This window comes from Exiguobacterium sp. SH0S2, assembly GCF_004337185.1.
GTDB lineage: Bacteria > Bacillota > Bacilli > Exiguobacteriales > Exiguobacteriaceae > Exiguobacterium > Exiguobacterium aurantiacum_A.
In genome coordinates, this window is record NZ_SJVB01000002.1 from 30,129 (window position 1) to 52,522 (window position 22,394).

24 protein-coding genes and 1 tRNA gene are annotated in these 22,394 nt (G+C 53.5%); 3 read left to right on the top strand and 22 right to left on the bottom strand.

Annotated features, from left to right (window positions below; all coding sequences use genetic code 11):
* Positions 1 to 278: 278 nt before the first annotated feature.
* The 8 genes from eno to EVJ21_RS05000 all read right to left on the bottom strand — a co-directional run bounded on the left by eno (position 279) and on the right by EVJ21_RS05000 (position 8,802).
* Positions 279 to 1,571 carry a phosphopyruvate hydratase gene (eno, locus tag EVJ21_RS04965; protein WP_131455853.1) on the bottom strand — a complete coding sequence of 431 codons (1,293 nt, stop codon included), beginning with the start codon at positions 1,569 to 1,571 and terminating at the stop codon, positions 279 to 281.
* A gap of 33 nt (positions 1,572 to 1,604) precedes the next feature.
* Positions 1,605 to 3,143 carry a 2,3-bisphosphoglycerate-independent phosphoglycerate mutase gene (gene gpmI / locus EVJ21_RS04970; RefSeq protein WP_131490018.1) on the bottom strand — a complete coding sequence of 513 codons (1,539 nt, stop codon included), beginning with the start codon at positions 3,141 to 3,143 and terminating at the stop codon, positions 1,605 to 1,607.
* The gene (tpiA, locus tag EVJ21_RS04975; protein WP_070328703.1) at positions 3,144 to 3,896 is read right to left on the bottom strand and encodes a triose-phosphate isomerase; all 753 of its coding nucleotides are present in this window, start codon (positions 3,894 to 3,896) and stop codon (positions 3,144 to 3,146) included.
* A gap of 18 nt (positions 3,897 to 3,914) precedes the next feature.
* Positions 3,915 to 5,099 (bottom strand): phosphoglycerate kinase, encoded by a 1,185-nt coding sequence (locus EVJ21_RS04980; protein WP_131490019.1) that lies wholly within the window; start codon positions 5,097 to 5,099, stop codon positions 3,915 to 3,917.
* Between the two features lie 98 nt (positions 5,100 to 5,197).
* The gene (gene gap, locus EVJ21_RS04985) at positions 5,198 to 6,205 is read right to left on the bottom strand and encodes a type I glyceraldehyde-3-phosphate dehydrogenase (protein ID WP_131490020.1); all 1,008 of its coding nucleotides are present in this window, start codon (positions 6,203 to 6,205) and stop codon (positions 5,198 to 5,200) included.
* A gap of 60 nt (positions 6,206 to 6,265) precedes the next feature.
* Positions 6,266 to 7,291 carry a sugar-binding transcriptional regulator gene (locus EVJ21_RS04990; protein ID WP_070328791.1) on the bottom strand — a complete coding sequence of 342 codons (1,026 nt, stop codon included), beginning with the start codon at positions 7,289 to 7,291 and terminating at the stop codon, positions 6,266 to 6,268.
* A gap of 112 nt (positions 7,292 to 7,403) precedes the next feature.
* Positions 7,404 to 7,661, bottom strand: a complete 258-nt coding sequence (locus tag EVJ21_RS04995; RefSeq protein ID WP_070328700.1) for a glutaredoxin family protein — start codon at positions 7,659 to 7,661, stop codon at positions 7,404 to 7,406.
* Position 7,662: 1 nt separating this feature from the next.
* Positions 7,663 to 8,802: an RNA polymerase factor sigma-54 gene (locus EVJ21_RS05000; RefSeq protein ID WP_131490021.1), complete on the bottom strand. Its 1,140-nt coding sequence runs from the start codon at positions 8,800 to 8,802 to the stop codon at positions 7,663 to 7,665.
* 124 nt (positions 8,803 to 8,926) lie between these two features.
* Between EVJ21_RS05000 and EVJ21_RS05005 the strand changes: the two genes are divergently transcribed.
* Positions 8,927 to 8,999 (top strand) — tRNA-Arg (locus EVJ21_RS05005).
* Positions 9,000 to 9,113: 114 nt separating this feature from the next.
* Positions 9,114 to 9,728, top strand: coding sequence for an ATP-dependent Clp endopeptidase proteolytic subunit ClpP (clpP, locus tag EVJ21_RS05010; RefSeq protein ID WP_255569998.1), 615 nt, complete (start codon positions 9,114 to 9,116; stop codon positions 9,726 to 9,728).
* A gap of 40 nt (positions 9,729 to 9,768) precedes the next feature.
* Here the strand turns inward: clpP and EVJ21_RS05015 are convergent, their stop codons facing one another.
* The 13 genes from EVJ21_RS05015 to hprK form a co-directional block, all read right to left on the bottom strand.
* On the bottom strand, positions 9,769 to 10,464 hold the full coding sequence (locus EVJ21_RS05015; RefSeq protein ID WP_131490022.1) for a MerR family transcriptional regulator: 696 nt from the start codon (positions 10,462 to 10,464) through the stop codon (positions 9,769 to 9,771).
* Between the two features lie 57 nt (positions 10,465 to 10,521).
* The gene (locus EVJ21_RS05020; protein WP_131463995.1) at positions 10,522 to 10,962 is read right to left on the bottom strand and encodes a hypothetical protein; all 441 of its coding nucleotides are present in this window, start codon (positions 10,960 to 10,962) and stop codon (positions 10,522 to 10,524) included.
* A 60-nt stretch (positions 10,963 to 11,022) separates the two neighbouring features.
* Entirely contained in the window at positions 11,023 to 11,547 is a 525-nt protein-coding gene (locus EVJ21_RS05025; protein ID WP_236633352.1) for a DUF2179 domain-containing protein, read from the bottom strand.
* Positions 11,548 to 11,640: 93 nt separating this feature from the next.
* Positions 11,641 to 11,877, bottom strand: a complete 237-nt coding sequence (locus tag EVJ21_RS05030) for a hypothetical protein (RefSeq protein WP_016508644.1) — start codon at positions 11,875 to 11,877, stop codon at positions 11,641 to 11,643.
* 86 nt (positions 11,878 to 11,963) lie between these two features.
* Positions 11,964 to 12,917 (bottom strand): DNA-binding protein WhiA, encoded by a 954-nt coding sequence (gene whiA / locus EVJ21_RS05035; protein ID WP_131455835.1) that lies wholly within the window; start codon positions 12,915 to 12,917, stop codon positions 11,964 to 11,966.
* A gap of 25 nt (positions 12,918 to 12,942) precedes the next feature.
* Entirely contained in the window at positions 12,943 to 13,938 is a 996-nt protein-coding gene (locus EVJ21_RS05040; protein WP_071397965.1) for a gluconeogenesis factor YvcK family protein, read from the bottom strand.
* Position 13,939: 1 nt separating this feature from the next.
* Positions 13,940 to 14,812, bottom strand: a complete 873-nt coding sequence (gene rapZ / locus EVJ21_RS05045; protein WP_131463997.1) for an RNase adapter RapZ — start codon at positions 14,810 to 14,812, stop codon at positions 13,940 to 13,942.
* Positions 14,813 to 14,936: 124 nt separating this feature from the next.
* The gene (trxB, locus tag EVJ21_RS05050) at positions 14,937 to 15,890 is read right to left on the bottom strand and encodes a thioredoxin-disulfide reductase (protein ID WP_070328693.1); all 954 of its coding nucleotides are present in this window, start codon (positions 15,888 to 15,890) and stop codon (positions 14,937 to 14,939) included.
* A gap of 68 nt (positions 15,891 to 15,958) precedes the next feature.
* On the bottom strand, positions 15,959 to 17,431 hold the full coding sequence (locus EVJ21_RS05055; protein WP_236636558.1) for a tetratricopeptide repeat protein: 1,473 nt from the start codon (positions 17,429 to 17,431) through the stop codon (positions 15,959 to 15,961).
* A 296-nt stretch (positions 17,432 to 17,727) separates the two neighbouring features.
* Positions 17,728 to 18,210 (bottom strand): acyltransferase, encoded by a 483-nt coding sequence (locus EVJ21_RS05060; protein WP_131441393.1) that lies wholly within the window; start codon positions 18,208 to 18,210, stop codon positions 17,728 to 17,730.
* Positions 18,203 to 18,853: a pyrophosphatase PpaX gene (gene ppaX / locus EVJ21_RS05065; protein WP_131490023.1), complete on the bottom strand. Its 651-nt coding sequence runs from the start codon at positions 18,851 to 18,853 to the stop codon at positions 18,203 to 18,205. The genes EVJ21_RS05060 and ppaX overlap by 8 nt, the downstream gene beginning before the upstream one ends.
* Positions 18,853 to 19,674 (bottom strand): prolipoprotein diacylglyceryl transferase, encoded by an 822-nt coding sequence (lgt, locus tag EVJ21_RS05070; RefSeq protein WP_070328688.1) that lies wholly within the window; start codon positions 19,672 to 19,674, stop codon positions 18,853 to 18,855. The genes ppaX and lgt overlap by 1 nt, the downstream gene beginning before the upstream one ends.
* A complete protein-coding gene (gene hprK, locus EVJ21_RS05075) occupies positions 19,671 to 20,609 on the bottom strand; it encodes an HPr(Ser) kinase/phosphatase (protein WP_070328687.1) in 939 nt (312 codons plus the stop codon). The genes lgt and hprK overlap by 4 nt, the downstream gene beginning before the upstream one ends.
* A gap of 156 nt (positions 20,610 to 20,765) precedes the next feature.
* Here hprK and EVJ21_RS05080 point away from each other — a divergent pair, with 156 nt between their 5' ends.
* The gene (locus tag EVJ21_RS05080; protein ID WP_070328686.1) at positions 20,766 to 21,122 is read left to right on the top strand and encodes a hypothetical protein; all 357 of its coding nucleotides are present in this window, start codon (positions 20,766 to 20,768) and stop codon (positions 21,120 to 21,122) included.
* A 93-nt stretch (positions 21,123 to 21,215) separates the two neighbouring features.
* On the opposite strand, the gene EVJ21_RS05085 is transcribed toward EVJ21_RS05080, so the two are convergent.
* The gene (locus tag EVJ21_RS05085; RefSeq protein ID WP_131490024.1) at positions 21,216 to 22,394 is read right to left on the bottom strand and encodes a DUF4097 family beta strand repeat-containing protein; all 1,179 of its coding nucleotides are present in this window, start codon (positions 22,392 to 22,394) and stop codon (positions 21,216 to 21,218) included.

The following is a 22,394-nucleotide window of genomic DNA, read 5'->3' on the forward strand; positions in this document are numbered from 1 at the left end:
GCAGGCAATCTAGCAGTGCCGCTCGGACGGTGTCACTTAGAACATAGATTCGTCTCGTTGTCACTCGCATCCAACGCTTGAATAACCGGTCCGAGTTGACATCAACGGAATCAGACGATGGGCGACTCCTTGGGGAGAGTGATGCAAGGATGACCCCGTAAAGCGCGAAGGCGCTGCGGAGGCATCCGCATCACCCCAGGAAAGCGTCCCACCGTCGGATGAAGTGTCGACAACAAAAAACAGGCCCGCCATAAGGCGGACCTGAAACAATCAATCAATTATTTTTTGAGGTTGTAGAACGACTTGATACCGTCGTATTTCGCTACATCGCCGAGCATGTCTTCGATGCGGAGAAGTTGGTTGTACTTCGCGATACGGTCTGTACGCGAGAGTGAACCAGTTTTGATTTGACCAGCGTTTGTCGCAACTGCGATATCAGCGATTGTCGCATCTTCTGTTTCACCAGAACGGTGCGAGATAACTGCTGTGTAGCCAGCTTTTTTAGCCATTTCGATCGCGTCGAATGTTTCTGTGAGCGTACCGATTTGGTTAACTTTGATGAGGATCGAGTTCGAGATGCCTTTTTCGATACCTTCAGCAAGTTTCTCAGTGTTCGTTACGAAGAGGTCATCCCCAACGAGCTGAACTTTGTGACCGATTTTGTCAGTAAGCAATTTGAAGCCGTCCCAGTCGTTTTCGTCGCAACCGTCTTCGATTGAGATGATTGGGTACTTGTCAACGAGCTCAGCGTAGAAGTCTACGAGCTCAGCAGTCGTCATTGACTTGCCTTCGCCAGCGAGTTCGTACTTGCCAGTCGACTTGTCGTAGAACTCAGACGATGCAACGTCCATTGCGAGGTAGATGTCTTCGCCAGCTTTGTAACCAGCTTTTTCGATCGCTTCAAGGATAACTGTGATCGCTTCTTCGTTCGACTTAAGGTTTGGTGCGAAACCACCTTCGTCACCGACAGCTGTGTTAAGACCCATACCAGAAAGAACTGATTTGAGAGCGTGGAATACTTCTGCACCCATGCGGAGCGCTTCGCGGAACGTTGGCGCGCCTACAGGCATGATCATGAACTCTTGGAAGTCAACGTTGTTGTCAGCGTGCGAACCACCGTTGATGATGTTCATCATTGGAGTTGGAAGCGTCTTCGCGTTGAATCCACCGAGGTACGTGTAAAGTGGAAGGCCGAGCTCGTCTGCTGCTGCGTGTGCTGCTGCCATTGAGACACCGAGGATCGCGTTTGCGCCGAGTTTACCTTTGTTTTTCGTACCGTCGAGCTCGATCATTTTCGCATCGAGTGCGTTTTGGTCGAAAACATCGTAGCCGATGAGTTCAGGTGCGATTGTGTCGTTTACGTTAGCAACGGCTTTGAGTACGCCTTTACCAAGGTAACGTGACTTGTCGCCATCGCGAAGCTCTACTGCTTCGTGCTCACCAGTTGATGCGCCTGATGGGACGAGGGCACGACCGAAGCCGCCGTCTTCTGTGAATACTTCTACTTCGATTGTTGGGTTACCGCGTGAATCCAAAATTTCGCGTGCGTAAATTTCTGTGATCATTGACATAAAAATCGCTCCTTTTTGTTTGGAAAATGTAGTTTACTTCTTAACGATTGACGTACCGGTCATTTCAGCCGGTTGCTCTCCTCCGAGGAGGTGTAAGAGCGTCGGCGCGAGGTCGCAAAGCGAACCTTTCATAACTGGTTTCAGTTCAACGCCTGGCTTCGTGACGATACACGGTACAGGTTCTGTCGTATGGGCCGTCATCGGTGAGCCGTCCGGGTTCGTGACAAGGTCAGCGTTCCCGTGGTCCGCCGTGATGATCGCCGCGCCGCCTTTGGCGAGTAGTGCGTCCACTACTTTACCGAGGCATTCGTCGACGACTTCGACCGCTTTTTTCGTCGGTTCAAGCATACCGGAATGGCCGACCATGTCCGGGTTCGCGTAGTTGATGATGTACGCGTCGTACGTGTCTGATTCGATGCGCTCGAGAAGACCTTCTGTGAGCTCGTATGCGCTCATTTCCGGTTTCAAGTCGTACGTCGCTACTTTCGGCGACGGGACGAGGAAGCGATCTTCACCTTCGAACGGTGTTTCTTGTTGTCCGTTCAAGAAGAACGTGACGTGCGGGTATTTCTCAGTTTCCGCTGCGCGGAGCTGTTTGTACCCTTGCGCGGCGAGCGTTTCGCCGAGCGTGTTTTTCAAATCTTCCGGCGGGAAGACGATATCCGTATCGATCTCATCCGAGAATTTCGTCATCGAGACGAGCAAGACGTTCTCCGGATGCGCGCTCGAGAGCTCGAACCCTTTGAAGCCTGTCTTCTCTTTGAACACTTTCGCGAGTTCGATCGCCCGGTCCGGACGGAAGTTGAAGAACATGATTGCGTCGTTGTCTTTGATCGTCGCGACCGGTTGACCGTCTTTCTCGATGACCGTCGGCAAGACGAACTCATCTGTCAAACCGTCTGCGTACGACTTGTTGAGCACGTCGACCGCATTCGTTCCGACTTCGCCTTTTGCGTTGACGAGGACGTCGTAAACTTTTACGACGCGTTCCCAACGGTTGTCGCGGTCCATGGCATAGTAACGTCCAGACACGCTAGCGACTTGACCGACACCGAGTTCAGCGAGCTTCGCTTCCGTCTGTTCGAGGAAGCTTGCACCTGATTTCGGATCACAGTCACGGCCGTCCGTGAAAGCGTGAATGAATACTTTTTCAATGCCGTGGAGTTTCGCGAACTCGACGATGGCGAACATGTGCTGGATGTGGGAATGGATCCCACCGTCTGAGACGAGCCCCATGATGTGGAGGCTTGAATCATACTTCTTCACATGTCCCGCCAAATGGTTCATCGCTTGACGGTCGAAGAGCGACCGGTCTTTGATGGAGTTGTTGACGCGTGAAAGTGACTGATAGACGACCCGGCCGGCACCGATGTTCAAGTGACCGACTTCCGAGTTGCCCATCTGACCTTCCGGGAGACCGACGTACTCACCTTGCGCGTTTAACAGCGTGTGTGGATACGTCTCCCAGTAACGGTCGAAGTTCGGTTTGTTCGCCGCAGCGACCGCGTTACCGAACGTTTCGTTCCGCATACCGAAACCATCTAAGATGATAAGGGCGACAGGTCTTGCCATTTAAATCGCCTCCAACAACTTGAGGAACGAAGCAGCTTCGAGTGAAGCACCGCCGACGAGTGCGCCGTCGATGTCTTCTTGAGCCATATACTCCTTGATGTTCTCAGGTTTGACTGAACCGCCGTATTGGATGCGAACCGCAGCCGCCACGTCTTCACCGTAAAGGCCTTTTACAACGTCGCGAACGTATTTGCATGAGCTTTGCGCGTCTGCTTCGTCCGCTGATTTGCCAGTACCGATTGCCCAAACTGGCTCGTACGCGATGACGAGTTGTTTGACTTGGTCAGCTGAAAGATCGGCGAGGCCACCTTCGACTTGCGTCTTGATGACTTCTTCGAACTTGCCGCCTTCGCGCTCGTCAAGTGTTTCACCGACACAAACGATTGGCGTAAGACCGTGTTCGAACGCTTTTTTCGTTTTGCTGTTGATGAACGCATCTGACTCGCCGAAGTATTCACGGCGCTCTGAGTGTCCAAGGATGACGTAAGTGACGCCGAGGTTGGCGATCATCGCCGGGCTCGTTTCACCTGTGTATGCCCCGCTGTCTTTGTCGTACATGTTTTGCGCACTAAGCTTTAAGTTCGATCCTTTAGCCGCTTCTACCATTGGGGCTAAGAATACTGCTGGTGCACCAATCGCCGCGTCAACTTTGTCCGTTGACGGGATATTGTTTTTAACTTCCTCTACGAAAGCGACCGCTTCCGAGAGTGTTTTATTCATTTTCCAGTTACCTGCAATAATCGGTTTACGCATCGATAATCCTCCTCAGTTTTACTTGTCGTTCAACGCTTCGACGCCTGGAAGTTTCTTGCCTTCCATGAATTCGAGTGAAGCGCCGCCACCAGTTGAGATGTGACTCATCTTGTCAGCAAGGCCGAACTTGGCTGCTGCCGCGGCTGAGTCGCCACCACCGATGATTGAATACGCGTCGCTGTCTGCGAGTGCTTGAGCGACACCTTTCGTTCCGTTAGCGTATTTATCGAGTTCGAATACGCCCATCGGTCCGTTCCAAACGACAAGTTTCGATTCGCGAATCGCTTTCGCGTAAATTTCGACCGTCTTCGGTCCGATGTCGAGACCCATGTGATCCGCAGGGATCGAGTCGATATCGACTGGTCCGACGTAAGTTTCTTCGCCGAATTCTTTCGCAATCACAGCGTCGACTGGCAACAAGAACTTCACGCCTTTGTCTTCTGCTTTTTTCATGAACTCACGAGCGAGGTCGAGCTTGTCTTCTTCAAGGAGTGACGTTCCGACTTCGTTCCCGAGTGCTTTCGAGAACGTGTACGAGAGTCCGCCACCGATAATGAGCGTGTCAACGATGTCGAGAAGGTGGTCGATGACCCCAATCTTGTCAGCAACTTTCGAACCGCCGATGATAGCCGTGAACGGGCGATCCGGGTTCGAGAGCGCTTTGCCGAGCACTTCAAGTTCTTTCTCCATCAATAAACCAGCAACCGCCGTGTCGACGTTTTGCGCGATCCCTTCCGTCGAGGCATGGGCACGGTGAGCCGCACCGAACGCGTCGTTGACGAAGACGTCAGCGAGCGCCGCAAAGCCTTTAGCGAGTTCTGGATCATTTTTCGTTTCACCAGGGTAGAAACGGACGTTTTCGAGAACGACGACGTCACCTTCACCAAGTTTTGAAACGGCTTCTTCTGCAACTGGACCGTACGCTTCTTCAGCGAGCGGTACGTCTTTGCCGAGAAGCTCACCTAGACGTTTTGCAACCGGTGCGAGCGAGTATTTTTCGTTCTTCTCGCCGCCTGGACGGCCGAGGTGGCTCGCCAAAATGACTTTCGCGCCGCCGTCGATCAAATGCTTGATCGTCGGAATAGCTGCTTGGATCCGCGTCTCGTCTTGAATGACGCCATCTTTAGTTGGAACGTTGAAGTCAACGCGGCAAAAGACGCGCTTCCCTTTTACATCGATGTCACGAATAGACTTTTTGTTCATAAACTTCGCCTCCATATGTCGTGCGTTTAAATTTCATAAATAGAGCGGAGAACAATCTCTTGTTTCCGCTCCTATTTGGTTCTATTTAGTTCACGAACTTACTTCGCGATTTCAGCAAAGTGCTTGAGTGTGCGAACCAATTGTGCAGTGTATGACATTTCGTTGTCGTACCATGCAACTGTTTTAACGAGTTGCTTGTCGCCGACTGTCATGACTTTCGTTTGTGTCGCATCGAAGAGTGAACCGTAAGTGATTCCGACGACGTCAGAAGATACGATTTGGTCTTCAGTGTAACCGAATGACTCGTTCGCTGCTTTTTTCATTGCTGCGTTGATTTCGTCAACAGAAACTGTTTTCTCGAGAACTGTTACGAGCTCAGTCAATGAACCAGTTGCAACTGGTACACGTTGTGCTGCGCCGTCAAGTTTACCTTGAAGTTCTGGGATAACAAGGCCGATCGCTTTAGCCGCACCAGTTGTGTTCGGTACGATGTTCGCTGCTGCCGCACGTGCACGACGGAAGTCACCTTTAGGGTGTGGAGCGTCGAGCGTGTTTTGGTCGCCAGTGTAAGCGTGGATTGTTGTCATGAGACCTTCGATGATTCCGAACTGATCTTGGAGAACTTTCGCCATTGGCGCCAAGCAGTTTGTTGTACAAGAAGCACCAGAGATTACTGTCTCAGAACCGTCAAGGATTTCGTGGTTCGTGTTGAAGACAACAGTTTTCATGTCACCTGTAGCCGGAGCCGAGATCACAACTTTTTTCGCGCCAGCTTTCAAATGAAGCTCCGCTTTTTCTTTGTCTGTGAAGAATCCAGTACATTCGAGGACGATGTCAACACCGAGCTCGCCCCATGGAAGTTCTTCTGGGTTACGGTTAGCAAGTGTAACGACTTTCTCGCCGTTTACGAGGAAATGACCGTCGTGTACTTCAACTTCTCCGTCGAAACGACCTTGTGTCGTGTCATATTTGAGAAGGTGAGCAAGCATCTTCGTGTCAGTCAAGTCGTTGATTGCAACAACTTCGACTCCTTCGTTCTTGATGATCTCGCGGAATGCCAAGCGACCAATACGTCCAAATCCGTTAATACCAACTTTTACTGCCATAGTTAATTTCCTCCTTAGGGTAGAAGCTATTTATTAGAAGAGCCAACGGGGGTCAACTCTTTAATAACGATTTAATAATTCTGTGGCCGCACCTTCGTCTGTGACGAGGATGATGTTCGGCCTATGTTTCGCATATGCGGCAATCGCTTGTGCCTTTGACTTTCCTCCGGCGACGGCGATGACGGTGTCCATGTCGTCGAGCTCCTCTAACTGGATGCCGACCGTCTTGACCCGATGAACGATTTCACCTTCTGCGTTGAAATAATATCCGAACGCTTCGGCGACGGCTTCGTGCCGTTCGATCATCCGCAAATGCTCCGGTGTAGCGTGACGACGTTTTGCCATCGTTTCGGCCTCACCAATTCCATGTACCACTATTCGAGCCGCTCTAATCATTTCCAGCACATTTTTTATGCTTGGTTCCTCCACCATCCGTTCAAACGTCTTTTGCGAAACCTCATCCGGAATGTGGAGTAAATGATAGTCGGCGTGGGCCCGGTCCGCCATCCGAGAACAGACGGTGTTCGCCTGTAACTCGAGCGTTTCGCCGAGTCCGCCGCGTGCCGGCACGAAATGCATCGGTCGTTCTTTTTTATCGGGCGACATCATTGCCGCAACCGATGCCATCGTCGTCCCGCCTGTGACCGCGATGATATTGTCGTCAGGTGCCAGTCGCGCTTTTAGTTGCGTGACGGCGGCCCGACCGATATCTCGCTGGACCCAGAACGTCTCGTCCGAATCTCCCGGTACGATGACGACTTGGCGAACGCCTAGTTTTTGCTCGAGAACTCGTGCGATTTGTGAAATCCCTAGGATTTCTCCCATGACCTCGTGCAAGTCTCTGAGAACGTTTCGGCCCGATTCTGTAAGTGAGATCCCTTGGGTCGCGACTGTGAGAAGACCTTGGTCTTTCAAAAAGTCGACTTCTCGTCTTAAGATTCGTTCCGTCAGCCCGAGGCTTGTGGCCAACGTCCGGCGGCCGATTGGCTGCATGAGCCGGACATAATGTAAGATGTCATAACGATGTCGGAGCGTGTCGAGCAGGTCAGGGACGATTTGCTTCTGAACTTGAATCAGTTGCTGGATCATGCTCATTCCCCCTCGACTTAAAGTGTGGACAAAAATTGTCCCACTTTTATTTTTACGTCCCACCGCTACGAGTTCATCTTACCAATCACCTTACCGTCTGGCAACCCCTTCAAACGTTTTTTTTCGATGTAAGCGTATACTTAACAAATTCTTCAACTTTCTCATCATCGTATCGCCCTTGACTGATAAGGGTTCCTTCATGTACAACGACGGGAATCTCAAATAAATATTTTTCTTCGAGCAACGCGTCACCCGTGATGTCGATTTGCTCGAGCTCGAATGGATAATCTTCCTGTAGCCATTCGAGCATGACGAGCGCCTCCTCGCAGAGCGAGCAGTTCTCCCGGCGATATAACGTCAGTACCATGTCACGTCTCCCCTTTCCATAACTGTCGTTCCCGCTCCCGCGAGTTGCCAAAACCTAGCGCCTCACGATAATTCGCGACCGTTCGCCGCGTCACGGTGTAACCGATCCGGGCCAGCTCCTCGGTGAGCGCCTGGTCGCTCAAAGGCGCCGTCTCTTGTTGGATCAGCTCGGCGAGCGCCCGTTTAATCATGAACGGGGCTTGGCCGTGGTATGTGGCGCGGACGAAGAAGTGACGCCACTCCATCACGCCGCCCGCGGTCTTGGCGTACTTGCCTTGAATCGCGCGGCCGACCGTCGACTCATGCTTGCCGATCTCGATGGCGACTTCTTTTCGTGTGAGCGGATGCAGGACGAGTTGGCCGCGGAGCCAGTCCGCCTGGCGTCGCTCGATGACGGCCCACACAGAGCGGAGCGTCTCTGCGCGCATCGCGAGCGTCTCTTGCCACCACTTCGCCTCCCGGTCCGAACCGACGTCTAAGGCAATCATCGGGCTGAACCACGTCGTGATGAGTTCCCCGTCTTGAACGACGACCTCGAGTTCGGGCAGAATATGCTCGGTTTCTTCATATAATATCGGTATCCTCGGGAGCGTGGCGACGATTCGGCTGATTCGCTCGTATTCTTCGGTCGTCATCCCGAGCTTGTCCGCTATATGCTCGACCTTTGCGTCAAACGCCTCGAACACGTCGAGCACGTGTGGATCGTCATGCTCGATCGCGTGACGGTATTGGCAGTCATGTTCTGAAGTCGCACCGATCCCGGTCGGCTCTAAAAATAACAGTGCGCGCCGGGCCAAATCGACGTCCGCCATCTCGACACCGAATCGCTTCGCGAGGACGGCATCGGTCTCCGGCAGTAGCCCGCGATGGTCGAGCGTCATGACGAGTTGCTTTTGAAGCTGCTTTTGGGCCTCGGTCCCGCTTCCTTCGTCAATCTGTTCAAATAGCCGTGCTTCAAAACCGCCCGCCGCGTCCGCAATCCATTCGACCGTACCGCCCGTTGTGACGTGCGTGTTTCGTTTAGCCAACCGGGCGAGCTGCCACTCGAGCGCGACCCGGTCCGCCTCAAGAACCGGCAGACGCCGGACCATGTCTTGTGTCAGCTGAAGCTTCTGAAGTTGACGCTGTTCTTGCCGTTGCATCGGTCACACCCCTCTCACTTCTAATTGTAACGAATGGTCGCCAAACGCGCTCACAAAAAAAGACGTGATAACAGGATTGCTTTTTCAAAAAAACAATTGTATAATAAATCGTGTCAGAGAACATGCACCCGTAGCTCAGGGGATAGAGCACTGGTTTCCGGTGCCAGGTGTCGGGAGTTCAAATCTCTCCGGGTGTATCAAATCAAGAGGTCAGGCAGATGCCTGGCCTCTTTTGTCGTTTATAATTGGCCGAACGGTGGAATATGTGAGAAACAAAGACTATCGTTTGACCAACATTGACTATAGCGGTTATGATAGGTTTACACGATACATACAAGGAGGCAAAATCAATGTTAATTCCAACAGTTATCGAACAAACAGGTCGCGGGGAACGCGCGTACGACATTTACTCACGCTTGCTTAAAGACCGGATCATCCTTCTCGGAAGCGCGATCGACGACAACGTCGCCAACTCGATTGTCGCCCAGCTTCTTTTCCTTGCAGCTGAGGACCCAGATAAGGACATCTCACTCTACATCAACAGCCCGGGTGGCTCGATCACTTCCGGAATGGCGATCTACGACACGATGAACTTCATCAAGCCGAACGTATCGACAATCTGTATCGGAATGGCCGCATCGATGGGTGCCTTCTTGCTCCAAGCCGGTGAAAAAGGTAAACGCTTCGCGCTTCCAAACGCGGAGATCATGATTCACCAACCGCTCGGCGGAACACAAGGTCAAGCGTCGGACATTAAAATCCACGCCGAACGGATCATCAAGATGCGTGAGAAGTTGAACCAAATCATGTCCGACAACACAGGACAGCCGCTTGAAGTCATCGAGCGCGACACAGAGCGCGACTACTTCATGTCAGCTGATGAGGCGAGCAACTACGGTCTCATCGATAAAGTCATGACACGTTAAACCACAGGCGCCTTTCCCAGCTTCGGGAAAGGCGCTTTTTTTATTGGGTCGGTAACCAAATCTCAATCAAATCATCGGCCCCATCTTGCCCATGGATATAGCGCTCAAAATCGACTGCATCACGCAACGTCACATCCGGCAAAGCCAAAAGTTGATCGTACGTCGATGGAATGGCCTGGATCCCCCCTTCGACCGTTGCGACCAGGTAACGTCCTGCCGACAATTCGACTTGTCGGGCACCCTTCCCATGTACGGGTTCGGTCATGCCGGCCAGATAAGCTTCTTCTTTAGGCAAACAGACACCGTACGATTCGTTTGTCGTCAGCTCTGGATTTAGTTTTTCCCATACGACCGAGATTGCTGTGAGTTCGGATACGTACCCGTTCACAACTTTAGGTTGCTCCCACGTCTCATAGCGAACATTCATTTGATTCCCTCCTGTTTGCATCCATTCGATTTGTTGCTCGATTTGTCGCAACGCCTCGATTTCACGTTGGACTTCATCAAGCCTGCCTTCAAGTAACTCGCTCACACTTCCTGCGGTCTGAATCTGTTCGAGCGAAATGCCTATTTGCCGCAATAACTTGATTTCGTTCAAGCGTCTTATTTCTTCTATTCCGTATAACCGATACTGATTGTCTAAACGAGTCGGCTGGACGAGCCCTTTCGCTTCATACCACTTTATCGCTTTAATTGACAACCCCGTTAGATGGACAACTTTTCCGATTTGAATCATTGGCGTTCCCCCTTCTCGTTTATGTTAAAGCCGTCCGTAACGGACAGGTCAACTCTTTTATTCCTCGACCTTGACGCCGAACACGTAACGGCTGTCGCCTTGTGCCCAGTCCCCGCCCGTCTCGAACAAATAGACGCCCGGTTCATCGGGAACGACTTGCTCGGACGGGACGAGTTCCCCGTCGACAATCTGATTGAATGAAAAGTTCGAAGGCTCGGCGTGGAACGTCACGTCGATTTCAGCACCTGGTTTGACCGGGACGAGCTGCAGGTCGTCCGCTCCCGGTAACCCGTGGTCTTCACATACCCCTTGTCCCTGATCGGACCAACAAAACGTCGACTGTCTCACTTCGGCGGTCACTGAACCGACCCGGACCGTCGGCAGTGGCGGGCGTAGCGACGATTCTGTTTTCCAAAAGGACATCGCGAGCAATCCTCCCCCGACTACCAATAACCCGATCACCAACACCCATCGCCCTTTTCGCTTCAACGCACTCATCTCCTTTCCCTGTCTATTCCCCACTCCACAAAAAAGGACCCACTTTCGTGAGTCTTCCGTTCATTTCGGGCGTCGTAGCCCTTTCAACATATATCCACCTTTGAAATCGACCGGGTCGAACGCGACGAGGAACGCCTTCGGTTCATACTCCTCGACCAGTCGGCGCAATTCTTTCATCCGCGTCCGAGCCGCCAAGACATCAAGACGATAACGCGTTCCATCACGGCCTTGGCCTTGATAGTGCGTCACACCATATCCGCTGTCGCGCATTTTTTGAATAAGCTCAGCCGGAAACTCTTGCGTGTGGACTTGGATCATGTTGTAGCCGATCGCAAGTTTCCGCTCGACGAAACCGCCGAGAAGAATACCGAGCCCGAACCCGACCGCATACACGATCATCCCGAGCGTCGTCAAATCTTGAAAGACGATACCGAGCGCAAAGATATAGATGAGCGTCTCGAGCGTCCCGAACATGGCCGCAATCACCGTTTTCCCTTTGACGAGCATGATCGTCCGAAGCGTGAGCACCGGTACAAATAGTAATTGTAATAATAAAATGAGCAAGAGTTGGCTCGCTTGTCCCATAGGATCGACCTCCATTCCAATTCAGTAACTCCACTATTCCAAATTTCCGTGACGGATGCAACCAAAAAAGGCTGACCGCGGTCAGCCCTTTTCTCATTTGCTTAAATTATCAACGCTCGTGAGCAGTTCATAGTCTTTACGGATAACTTGGTAAATCGCGTTCGTATCGCCCGACAACATCTCTTCAGCACGCAACTGGTTGAGGAAGAGGCTTGTCGCGAATGTCACGAGCGCACTTTTCGGAATCCCGATTTCTTTGGCCCGGTCCGTGATGACCCGGTCTAGCTCAGCGTCAATCGTGAGCGAAAGTCTTTTCTTTGCATTCGACATAATGTTGAAGCTCCTTTAGTTTACATTTCAAATTCCTATACACAATTGCTAATTATATAGGAAGAATGCTTTTGGCGCAACCGGTGTCAGGATGACCCGATTTCTTCGCCGCTGCGAACTTTCTCCGCAATCTGGTCGATTTTGCGAAGCCGGTGGTTGATGCCCGACTTCGAAATCGGTCCCGTCTCGAGCATCTCCCCGAGTTCTTGGAGCGATACGTCTTGATGGGTGACCCGAAGCTCGGCGATCTCACGGAGCTTGACCGGTAAAATTTCAAGCCCGACCGTCCGTTCAAGATACTTGATATTCTCGACTTGCCGGAGCGCCGCCCCGACCGTCTTGTTCAAGTTCGCCGTCTCACAGTTGACGAGCCGGTTGACCGAGTTGCGCATGTCTTTGATGATGCGGGCGTCCTCAAAATCGAGCATACCGCGCGTCGCCCCGATCAGTTTAAGGAAGTCGGAGATTTTCTCGCTCTCTTTGATGTAGAGGATATGCCCTTTTTTCCGTTCGAGCGTCTTTGCGTTCAAGCCGAAGCGGTTGGCGAGGTCACGGAGCGCCTGGTTATGGTTCTCATACAGACTGTACACCTCTAGATGGTACGATGACGTCTTCGGATGGTTGATCGATCCTCCGGCGAGGAACGCACCACGCAAGTAAGCGCGGGCCAGGTTCTGGTTGCGCGTCATATCCGAGTTGAGTGTCCGGATCATCTCATAGTTCTCCCCGAGGATCTCTAGGTCACGGAGCATCGTCTCGGCACGTTGCGAGACACGGACGATGTAGACGTTGTTCTTCTTCAACCGCATTTTCTTCCGGACGAACAGATCCAAGTGATGGTCGTACAGACGTTTCATGAGGGAGTAGATGCGGCGCGCGATCGCGGCGTTCTCGGTCGAGACGTCAAGCGTCATCCCCCGTCCTAAAGCGAGCGAGATGACACCGTTCATGCGGACGAGCGCGGACAATTCCGCTTTCGCCTCGGCATCGGTGACGTCGAGTTGCGTCAGTTCTTTTTTCACTTCTGAGGCAAAGCTCATCTCGGTCCCCTCCTTTCCATTCCTGCTATTTCAGTTCAAGCTCCTGGTACGAGCGTGGTTTCTTGATCCGCAGCACGCGTTGCATGACGAGCCCGGCAATCGCGTCCGAATCGTGACGGATATAGTCACGGTTATAGTCGACGATGTCTCCGGCGAGCACGTTCGTGCCATAGTTGCGGAGCTTCTTCCGATCGAACCGGACTTCTTCCGATCCGTCTTCGAGGTAGCGCTCTAAATAAATATCTTCAATCGGTTCGTTGTTGACGACGATCGTATCGACCGTCGACTTCCCAAGGTACGCCTCGACCGACTTCAAATGCCGCATCGCGTCGTAGCCTTGCGTCTCACCCGGTTGCGTCATGACGTTACAAATATAGACGATCGGGACGCCGGCCCGGACGATGGCGTCGCGCACTTCCGGGATCAACAAGTTCGGAATGATGCTCGTATACAGGCTTCCCGGACCTAGGACGATCACATCCGCCTGTTCAATCGCCTCGACGACACCCGGTGCTGCCTTGATGCCTTCTTCAAGCAAGAACATGCGCTTGATCGCTTTTCCGACGAGCGGGATCTTTGATTCGCCTTTGACGATCGTCCCGTCCTCAAATTCAGCGGCGAGCGTCATGAGCGTCTCCGTGACCGGCAAGACCTTCCCTTGGGCGTTCAACAGTTGCGACAGCACGTCGATCGCCTTGACGAACGACCCTTCACAAATATGTGTCGCCGCCGTCAACATCAAGTTGCCGAGCGAATGACCCTCGAGCCCGTAGCCACTGTCGAACCGATACTGTAAGATGCGGTCCATGAGCGGCTCGACTTCAGACAACGCCAAGATGACGTTACGGATATCCCCGGGCGGGAGCATATGGAACTCGTCGCGGAGCCGTCCCGAGCTGCCGCCGTCATCCCCGACCGTGACAATCGCCGTGATCGCGAGCGGATAATGCTTGAGACCACGGACGAGCGTCGATAGCCCTGTCCCGCCACCGATGGCGACAACTTTTCTCTCGCGTCTCATCTTACTTCTCCTTCGTCGCGTGGACGAGGTCGCGATGGACGGTCTTGACGTTGTAGCGCTCGGCGAAATGGGCCGATACTTTTTCAGCGAACGTGATCGAGCGGTGTTTCCCGCCCGTGCAACCGAAAGCGACGACGACTTGCGCTTTCCCTTCCCGCTTGTATTGCGGCAACAGGAACTCGAGCATATCGATCACTTTTTTATAAAACGCCCGCGCCTCAGGATGCGACATGACGTAATTTTGAACTTCTTCCGTCTGTCCGGTGAGAGGCCTTAGCTCCGGGATGTAGAACGGGTTCGTGATGAAGCGGACGTCGAACAACAAGTCGATGTCGAGCGGCACGCCGTGCTTAAAGCCGAACGACATGAAGTTGACGGTGAACGGGATCCGTTCCTCGTTGAACTGGAGCAAGATCCGGTCTTTGAGCATTTGTGGCTTCAAGTCGCTCGTATCGTAGAGCGTGTGGGCCCGGTCACGGAACCCTTCGAGCAGCGAGCGCTCCATCTTGATGCCGACGAGTGGTGCGTCTTCCGGGGCGAGCGGATGCGACCGGCGCGTCTCTTTATAACGACGGACGAGCACGTCGTCCCGTGTGTCGAGATAGAGCAGATGCGGGTGCACGTTCTTTTGTTCGAGATCATCGATGACGATGAACAAGCTATCGATGAAGTCCGGCGTGCGCGTGTCGATCGCGACCGCGATCTTCGGACGGACCGAACTGATGACATCGATCAGCTGCGGCAACAGTACTGGCGGCAAGTTATCGACGCAAAAATAGCCGAGGTCCTCAAAGCTATTCATTGCGACCGATTTACCAGCCCCACTCATCCCGCTGATGATGATCAATTCTTCTAATCCTTTAAAGTCTTCCATGTCGCTGACGCCCCCTTAAATTTGACAACCGAGCCGTGTGTTCGGCTCTCTTCTACCCTCAGTATAACGAACGCCCGAAAAAAAGAGAAGGGATTGCGGTTGCCCGCAATCCCTTCTGCCTTGGTCACGCGTTTTGTTCTTGTAATTTCTCGAGGAGACCCTCGATGAAATGTTGCGCGTTTTGAGCGGCGATCGATCCGTCGTTCGTCGCTGTGACGACTTGACGGAGCGTCTTGTCGCGAACGTCTCCGGCGGCGAAGATCCCAGGGATCGTCGTCTCCATCGCTTCGTTCGTGACGATGTAGCCTTGCTCGTTCAAAATGCCGAGGTCTTTGACGAATCCAGTGATCGGGTTCATCCCGATGTAAATGAATACGCCATCGATCTCATGCTCCGACTCCGTGCCGTCGATCGTGCTGACGAGACGGGCCCCGCCGACTTTCCCGTCTGCTTCTACGATCTCTTTCAACGTATGGTTCCAGATGAAGTCGACTTTCGGGTTGTCGAACGCACGTTTTTGCAGGATCTTCTGCGCCCGTAGCTCATCGCGACGGTGGACGATCGTCACTTTGTCCGCGAAGCGCGTCAAGAACACGCCTTCTTCGACAGCAGAGTCGCCGCCGCCGATGACGAACAAGTTTTTCCCTTTGAAGAACGCACCGTCACAGACTGCACAGTAGGATACACCGCGACCGCCGAGCTCTTCTTCGCCCGGTACGCCGATTTTTTTATACTGCGCCCCTGAAGCAAGGATGATGGCGCGTGCCTTGTAGTCACGGTTATGGGCGTGGACGACTTTATATTCGGTTTCGTCCGAGATGCTTTGGACATCGCCATACGCGTATTCCGCACCGAACGCTTTCGAGTGGTCAAACATTTTTTGAGATAGGTCAGGACCGAGAATGCTGTCGTAACCTGGATAGTTTTCGATATCTTCCGTGTTCGCCATCTGTCCACCTGGGATGCCTCGTTCGATCATAAGTGTCGACAAATTGGCACGCGACGCGTAAAGTGCCGCCGTCATTCCGGCTGGGCCGGCCCCGATGATAATGACGTCATAGATTTTTTCTTCTGTCATAGTGATTCCACCTCTGCATGAAATTGATTGACTTCAGTATAAGAAACCTAGGGAGGTATCGTCTATCTTTATGCTTGCTCGAGTGTCCGCTTGAACGTCCGGATCGTCCCGGTGAGCGTGTCGACCGAGACGCCGAACGTATCGGCGCATTCCTCGAGCAGGAGTGATTCGCGTTTCGCGTAAAACATCCAGACGAGCGCCGCGGCCGATGCCGTGACGTCTTCGAACGTTTCTCCCGCTAGCAGCAGTCGCGAGAAGCGCTCATAGAAATCGCCGTCGAGGCTCATCTGTTCTGCTTCCGTCACTTCTGTTTCGGCGAGGACGAGGGCGGCGTATCCTCGTTCGATCCGGGCGTCGCCCGTGAACGGAGAACCGCAAATTTCAGCGCGACACTTTTCGGCGAACGAGATCACCGTCTCGTTATCGGTCAATCCGTTCGTCAAGGCGAGCGCCTCGAACGCTTCGTCATCGGCGAGCTTGGAGATGATCCGAATGATCTCGATGCGGGCCGTGTCTTCCTCTTGGCGCAGACCTTGGACGAGCGCCGAGCGGAACTCGAGGTTGTCGCGGATATCGAACGGATTTTTCTCTTCAAACTGTTTCAACTCGTCACTGTTCAAATAGGTAGCCGCTTCTTCAGAACGTCCTGTCTTGTAGGCGGATACGCTGAGCCAATGCCCGAACAGTGAGTCGCCACGGAAGCCGCGTTCTTTCAATAGACGCAGTTCTTCGTAGGCATGGTCGTACTGGCCGACGAGAGCTAGCGTCGTAGCGAGCTTGTAGCGCAATTCAAATTGGATCGGACGGACGCGTGTGAGCGGGACCGACAGTTGCAGCGCCGCTTCCGACTGTCCGGCCTCATGTAATAGAAGAATCGTGTTCAAGATCGCATGCAAGTTGCCCGGATTTTGGTCGAGGACGTACCCGAGCGTCTCGAACGCCGATTCGTCGTTGCCGAGGTAAAAGTGGACGATGGCCAAATTGTTGAACGCCGGCCAAAACGTCGGATATTGATCGATCAAGCGCTCGAGCGTCGACTTGGCGGCGAAGAGCCGACCTTTGTCGATGTGTTGCTGCGCCTCGGTGTGCCACGTGATCAACTCGTCCTCTTCTTCGTCTTCGAGCTCTTGTTCAAGCTCGATCAGTTCGAGAAGGGATTGGACCGATTCCGCGTAACGACCGTGCGCTTCCTGTTCAAGATAGCGGCTCGCATACGTGGCCGCTTCTTCGTACTGTGAGATATAGGCGCAGTTGCTCGCGAGGTGATAAAGTGCCTCTGTCGCCGTTTGGTCGAGTTCTAATACCCGTTTCCACACATCATTGGCGTGGTAGACCTCCCCTACTTCGAATAACAGTTCAGCGTACTGTTTGTGGTAATCGACGCGATGGACTGCCGCAGCAGTTGCTTCAGCCATGAAAAAAGTCGCTTCATCTAGGCGACCTTCTCGTAACGCTCGACGACCTCTATAGTAGTGGAGCTCCGCAGCAAGCGGAGATTCTGGTTCGGGTAGCGTCATTAGTGCTTCATAGTTCGCTTCCATATTCTAAATCCTCCACATCGTCTCTAGTATCTTTTTTTAGTTGCAGGATTAAGAATACCGCACTCAATCCATGAGGGCAACCGAAAAAGTTTAAAAAAATCGGGACTATATTCCTTCTATAATGAATATATTTTACTAGGTCTGACAATTGTTTTTCGACAAAAATATACATGACGTCTCACCTCGCGACACGACACAAAAAAACGGCATCACCTTCAAATAAAGTGATACCGCTCAAGTATTTTTCACACGAAGACCAATCGAACAGCTTGAAATGATTTCGCGCTAAATTGTGTCTATTTCGTGTCTATGGTTTGTAGTTTAGCGCCGACGACGCGTTCGCCGGGCAAGACGTCGCGATGTACGACGGCACCGGCTCCTATGACCGCCTTGTCCCCGATCGTGATGCCCGGCAAGATCGTCACGTTCGCCCCGATCAAGACGTCGTCACCGATCCGGACGTCACCGATCCGATACTCGTCGACGAGGTACTCGTGACAAAGGATCGTCGTGTTGAAGCCGATGACCGTGTTGCGTCCGATCGTGATCCGCTCCGGGAACATGACGTCAGGCGTCACCATGAGGGCGAGGGCGCTATACTCCCCGATCTTCATCCCGAGGAAGTTCCGGTACAGCCAACGCTTCGCCTTGACGGACGGGAAGTAACGACCGACGAGGACGACCGTCGTATTTTTGAAGACGCGCAAGAAGCGGATCGTCCGATACATCTGCCAGAGCGGGTTGGGCCCGTCCAGATGATACCGTTCCGTCTTACGCATTGACCGTGACCTCGTCGAGCCACGTCTCGAAGTGCTCCATCGACTCGATGATGACGTCAGGCTCGAGCGTCTCTAAGAACGCCCGGCCCTTCAAGGCCCAACCGACGGCGACCGTCTTCGTGCCGGCGTTTTTGCCGCTGAAGATGTCCGTATCGTTGTCTCCGACCATGACGGCCCGCTCCGGTGTCGAACCGAGCGCGCGCAGCGCCTGCTCGACCGGCTCGGCGTGCGGTTTCTCGTTTTCGACGTCGTCAGCCGTGACGACGACGCCAAACAAGTGGTCGATGTTGAACAAGCGAAGTCCGTGTTCGACGACCGGCCGGCCTTTCGATGTGACGATACCCATCTTATAGCCTTTGGTGTACAGACGATGCAGTCCTTCGATCACGCCAGGATATTCGGCGACGAGCGCGTCGTGCATGGCGATGTTGAAGCTGCGATAGAACGCCTGCATCTCTTTCCATTCCGGCTCATTGAGCGCTTTGAACGACTTCTCGAGCGTCGGTCCGATGAACGGGAAGATATCTTCGTCCTGATACGTCTCGTTCGGGAAGTAATACCCGAGCGTATGACGAAAACTCGCAAGGATGAGCGGGTTCGTATCGAGCAACGTACCATCTAAATCAAATAAAATCGTATCCATCAATCAAACAGTCCTTTCTCAGAAGGGTCATCGTACCGCTTCGCTTTCCGGCGCAACACCATCATCACGATCCCGAACACGATCATCGCGATCGAGACGAGCTGTGCCGTCCGTAGATCACCGGCCATGAGGCTGTCCGTACGGAGTCCCTCGATATAGAAGCGACCGATCGAGTACCAGACGAGGTACGACAAGAAGATATAGCCGCGCGGCGGATTGCCGACCATGCGCCAAACGACGAGCAAGATGACGCCGAGGATGTTCCAGACGCTCTCGAACAAGAATGTCGGCAAGTAGTACGCCCCGTCGATATACATCTGGTTGACGATCCAGTCTGGTAACAACAACGTCTCTTTCAAAAACCGGCTCGTCGTTTCAGACCCGTGCGCCTCTTGGTTCATGAAGTTGCCCCACCGCCCGATCGCTTGACCGAGCAAGAGCGATGGCGCGAGGATGTCGGTCACTTTCCAGAACGACATCGATTTACGCATCGAGTAGATGATGACGACGAGCAAGGCGCCGAAGATGGCCCCGTGAATCGCGATCCCGCCTTGACGGATATCGATGATCTGCCCGAGGTTTTGGCTGTAGTAATCCCATTGGAACACGACATAGTAAATCCGGGCGAAGACGATACTGATCGGGATCGCCCAGATGATGACGTCGACGACCCGCTCCGAATCATAATTGAGTCGCTTCGCCTCAAACAAGGCGAGGACGAGACCGAGCATCGCTCCGAAGGCGATGATCATGCCGTACCAATAGATCGGGAGCGACCCGATCTCGAACGCTACGCGGTCAAACGTCGGCTCCACCATCATTCCATGTCCCCTTCGTTATCGTGGATCGCGTTGGCGAGTCGTTCGGCGAACTCTTCCGCCGTGTTGATGCCCATGTTTTGCAGGCGATAGTTCATCGCCGCGACTTCGACGATGACGGCCAAGTTACGTCCCGGACGGACCGGGATCGTGAGTAGCGGCACTTCACTGTCGATGATCTTCATCGTGTTATGGTCGAGCCCAACGCGGTCATACACTTTGCCGGCGTCCCAGTTCTCGAGGTTGATGATCAAGCTGATCTTTTTGTGCGAACGGACGGCGCCCGCTCCGAACAACGTCATCACGTCGATGATGCCGATCCCGCGAATCTCGAGCAAGTGGCGGATCAGTTTTGGTGCCGACCCGACGAGCAGCTGGTCGCCCGTCTGCCGGATCTCGACCGAGTCGTCGGCGACGAGACGGTGGCCCCGCTTGACGAGCTCGAGCGCGGTCTCGGATTTACCGACGCCGCTCTGTCCTTTGATGAGGACGCCGACACCGTAAATGTCGACGAGGACGCCGTGCATCGCCGTCATCGGTGCGAGTTCCATCTCGAGGAAGTTCGTGATCTGTGACTCGATCGACGTCGTCACCGCGTTTGTGCGCATGAGCGGAACGTTCGCCGCCTCGGCCTCTTCCTCGATCTCGATCGGGATGTCGAAGCCGCGCGTGATGAGAATGCCCGGTGTCGACTCCGTGCAAAGAATTTTGGCACGCTCGCGGCGGCTTTCTTCAGACAGGCTCGCGTAAAACGTGAGCTCCGTCTTGCCGAGCACTTGGAGACGATTCTTCGCATAGTGCGTATAGTAGCCGGCGAGGACGAGTCCTGGTCGACTGAGGTCCGGTGTGGCGACAGGACGGTGAAGCCCTTCTTCCCCGGAAATGACTTGAAGCTTGAAGCGCTCAACGAGTTGAGCCGTGCGTACGATATTTTGCATAAGTATCTGCCCCTTTCACGCTCATTATTGTATCATAGCTCCTTAGCAGAAGCGTTAGTGAAAAGTGAGGCAGAACTTGTCAATTCAAAAGGAATGAAACTAATTTGTGGCAATTGCGTAGAACGGGTATAGAAGTTTATAAGGAGGTGAAACAAAATGGACGCACTCTTTTGGATTGCCATCGTCTTTATTTTCATCGTCGGGATCGCGGCGCTCGTCTATCTGATCAAGTCGCTCATCGACATGTGGCGCGAATATGCGACGACGAAGAACGAGACGGTGCTCTTGTTGTTCATCCTGAACATCGTCGGTGTCTTCTTGTCCGGCTCGTTACTTTCGATGATCGTCGCCATCATCTTCTACTGGAACCGCTCGAAAAAAATGCGGAACCTCGGGATCTTCCTACTCATCGCTGGACCGATTCTGTTTATCCTCTTTATCATCGGCTCGTTCACGTTGTATGACGCCCCGATGATGGAATGGGAACAGTTCGAGAACGAAATGAATTTATGACGTGACAAAGCCCGGAGGCAATCGCCTTCGGGCTTCTTATGATTCACGCTGTACAAAAACAACCCCGAAGGCGCTCGCCTTCGGGGTTGATTGTCATTGCTGATGGAACGGGTTGTTCAAGTCGGCCGGATTGACCGGGTCGACCGGATCGATCGGTTCCGTCGGTTCGTGCTTGTCTTCTTCGAGGAACGTCGACGGCGTGTGGAGTGAACCGTGCTCGAGGTCGATCGTACCAGTACGTGTACCGGCCTCGACTTCGATGCGCGGCGTCTGACCACGGCCTGATAGGAACTCGAGACGACGCTGGGCGACGTCTTTACGGTCGCGGACGATCTCGAGGTCGTCCAAGTTACAGTGAAGCCCACCGAAGTTCGTCTCGAGCTCGCCTTCGATCTCGACGCCGTGCGGCAAGACGAGTCGGATGTTCCCGGCAAGCGAAGCGATTTCGAACTTGGCGGGACGCGCCGTCGCGAGTTCGGCGCGGATATTGCCGTTCCCGGTCTTGAGCGAGGCCTTGTCATACTTCCCGTTCACGATGACAGAACCGTTACCGGTCCGGACGTGGACGAGCTCAGACTCGGTCGCTTCGACCTCGACCGTACCGTTGCCCGTGTTGACGAGGATCTCTGAAGCGTGCACCTCGTGAAGCACGACGCGGCCGTTCGCCGTCTGGACGCGGAAGCTCTCGACGTCGATCCCGTCGGCACGGACTTCACCGTTCAACGTTTGGACGTTCAAGTGGTCGAAATGATGATGCGGGACGTACAGTTCGACGTGGGCCCGGACGAGCTTGTCACGAAGTGAGATGACGAGACGGTCGCCGATGACCGAATGTTTGACGGCCGACTGGAGCTGTTCGAGCGCTTTGTCCGCGTCTTGCTGTCGGAGCGGACGACCGGTGACGATCAGTTCACACTCGTCATGGTCCGACGAGACGATCGTCGCCGAGGCGTTGAACAAGTCGAGCAGGATGTCTTTCCCGGTGAACGGGAACGATTTCGAGTACGTCACTTCCGGCCCGAAGTTCGAGCTGAACGAGAAGTCGCTGTCGCGAAGTTTCGTCACGAGTCCATCGACCGCTGACGTCAGTTTCGTCGTGAGCGACTCGACCGAGTAGGCATCGACCTTCTCCGTCTCTTGATGTTCTTCAAGCGCTTGCATACGCTCCGGCTCCAACTTCTCGAGCCGCTCGAGTTGGGTCATCCCTTCCTCGATCGTCAGTTTGCCATCTTTCACTTGCTGGAGAATCAGTTCACGCATTTCTTGTTTCAC

Coding starts and splice junctions, on each gene's coding strand:
- eno (WP_131455853.1), bottom strand. CDS start 1,571: ATGTCAATGATCACAGAAATTTACGCACGCGAAATTTTGGATTCACGC.
- gpmI (WP_131490018.1), bottom strand. CDS start 3,143: ATGGCAAGACCTGTCGCCCTTATCATCTTAGATGGTTTCGGTATGCGG.
- tpiA (WP_070328703.1), bottom strand. CDS start 3,896: ATGCGTAAACCGATTATTGCAGGTAACTGGAAAATGAATAAAACACTC.
- EVJ21_RS04980 (WP_131490019.1), bottom strand. CDS start 5,099: ATGAACAAAAAGTCTATTCGTGACATCGATGTAAAAGGGAAGCGCGTC.
- gap (WP_131490020.1), bottom strand. CDS start 6,205: ATGGCAGTAAAAGTTGGTATTAACGGATTTGGACGTATTGGTCGCTTG.
- EVJ21_RS04995 (WP_070328700.1), bottom strand. CDS start 7,661: ATGGTACTGACGTTATATCGCCGGGAGAACTGCTCGCTCTGCGAGGAG.
- EVJ21_RS05000 (WP_131490021.1), bottom strand. CDS start 8,802: ATGCAACGGCAAGAACAGCGTCAACTTCAGAAGCTTCAGCTGACACAA.
- clpP (WP_255569998.1), top strand. CDS start 9,114: ATGATAGGTTTACACGATACATACAAGGAGGCAAAATCAATGTTAATT.
- EVJ21_RS05015 (WP_131490022.1), bottom strand. CDS start 10,464: ATGATTCAAATCGGAAAAGTTGTCCATCTAACGGGGTTGTCAATTAAA.
- EVJ21_RS05020 (WP_131463995.1), bottom strand. CDS start 10,962: ATGAGTGCGTTGAAGCGAAAAGGGCGATGGGTGTTGGTGATCGGGTTA.
- EVJ21_RS05025 (WP_236633352.1), bottom strand. CDS start 11,547: ATGGGACAAGCGAGCCAACTCTTGCTCATTTTATTATTACAATTACTA.
- EVJ21_RS05030 (WP_016508644.1), bottom strand. CDS start 11,877: ATGTCGAATGCAAAGAAAAGACTTTCGCTCACGATTGACGCTGAGCTA.
- whiA (WP_131455835.1), bottom strand. CDS start 12,917: ATGAGCTTTGCCTCAGAAGTGAAAAAAGAACTGACGCAACTCGACGTC.
- EVJ21_RS05040 (WP_071397965.1), bottom strand. CDS start 13,938: ATGAGACGCGAGAGAAAAGTTGTCGCCATCGGTGGCGGGACAGGGCTA.
- rapZ (WP_131463997.1), bottom strand. CDS start 14,812: ATGGAAGACTTTAAAGGATTAGAAGAATTGATCATCATCAGCGGGATG.
- trxB (WP_070328693.1), bottom strand. CDS start 15,890: ATGACAGAAGAAAAAATCTATGACGTCATTATCATCGGGGCCGGCCCA.
- EVJ21_RS05055 (WP_236636558.1), bottom strand. CDS start 17,431: ATGGAAGCGAACTATGAAGCACTAATGACGCTACCCGAACCAGAATCT.
- EVJ21_RS05060 (WP_131441393.1), bottom strand. CDS start 18,210: ATGCGTAAGACGGAACGGTATCATCTGGACGGGCCCAACCCGCTCTGG.
- ppaX (WP_131490023.1), bottom strand. CDS start 18,853: ATGGATACGATTTTATTTGATTTAGATGGTACGTTGCTCGATACGAAC.
- lgt (WP_070328688.1), bottom strand. CDS start 19,674: ATGATGGTGGAGCCGACGTTTGACCGCGTAGCGTTCGAGATCGGGTCG.
- hprK (WP_070328687.1), bottom strand. CDS start 20,609: ATGCAAAATATCGTACGCACGGCTCAACTCGTTGAGCGCTTCAAGCTT.
- EVJ21_RS05080 (WP_070328686.1), top strand. CDS start 20,766: ATGGACGCACTCTTTTGGATTGCCATCGTCTTTATTTTCATCGTCGGG.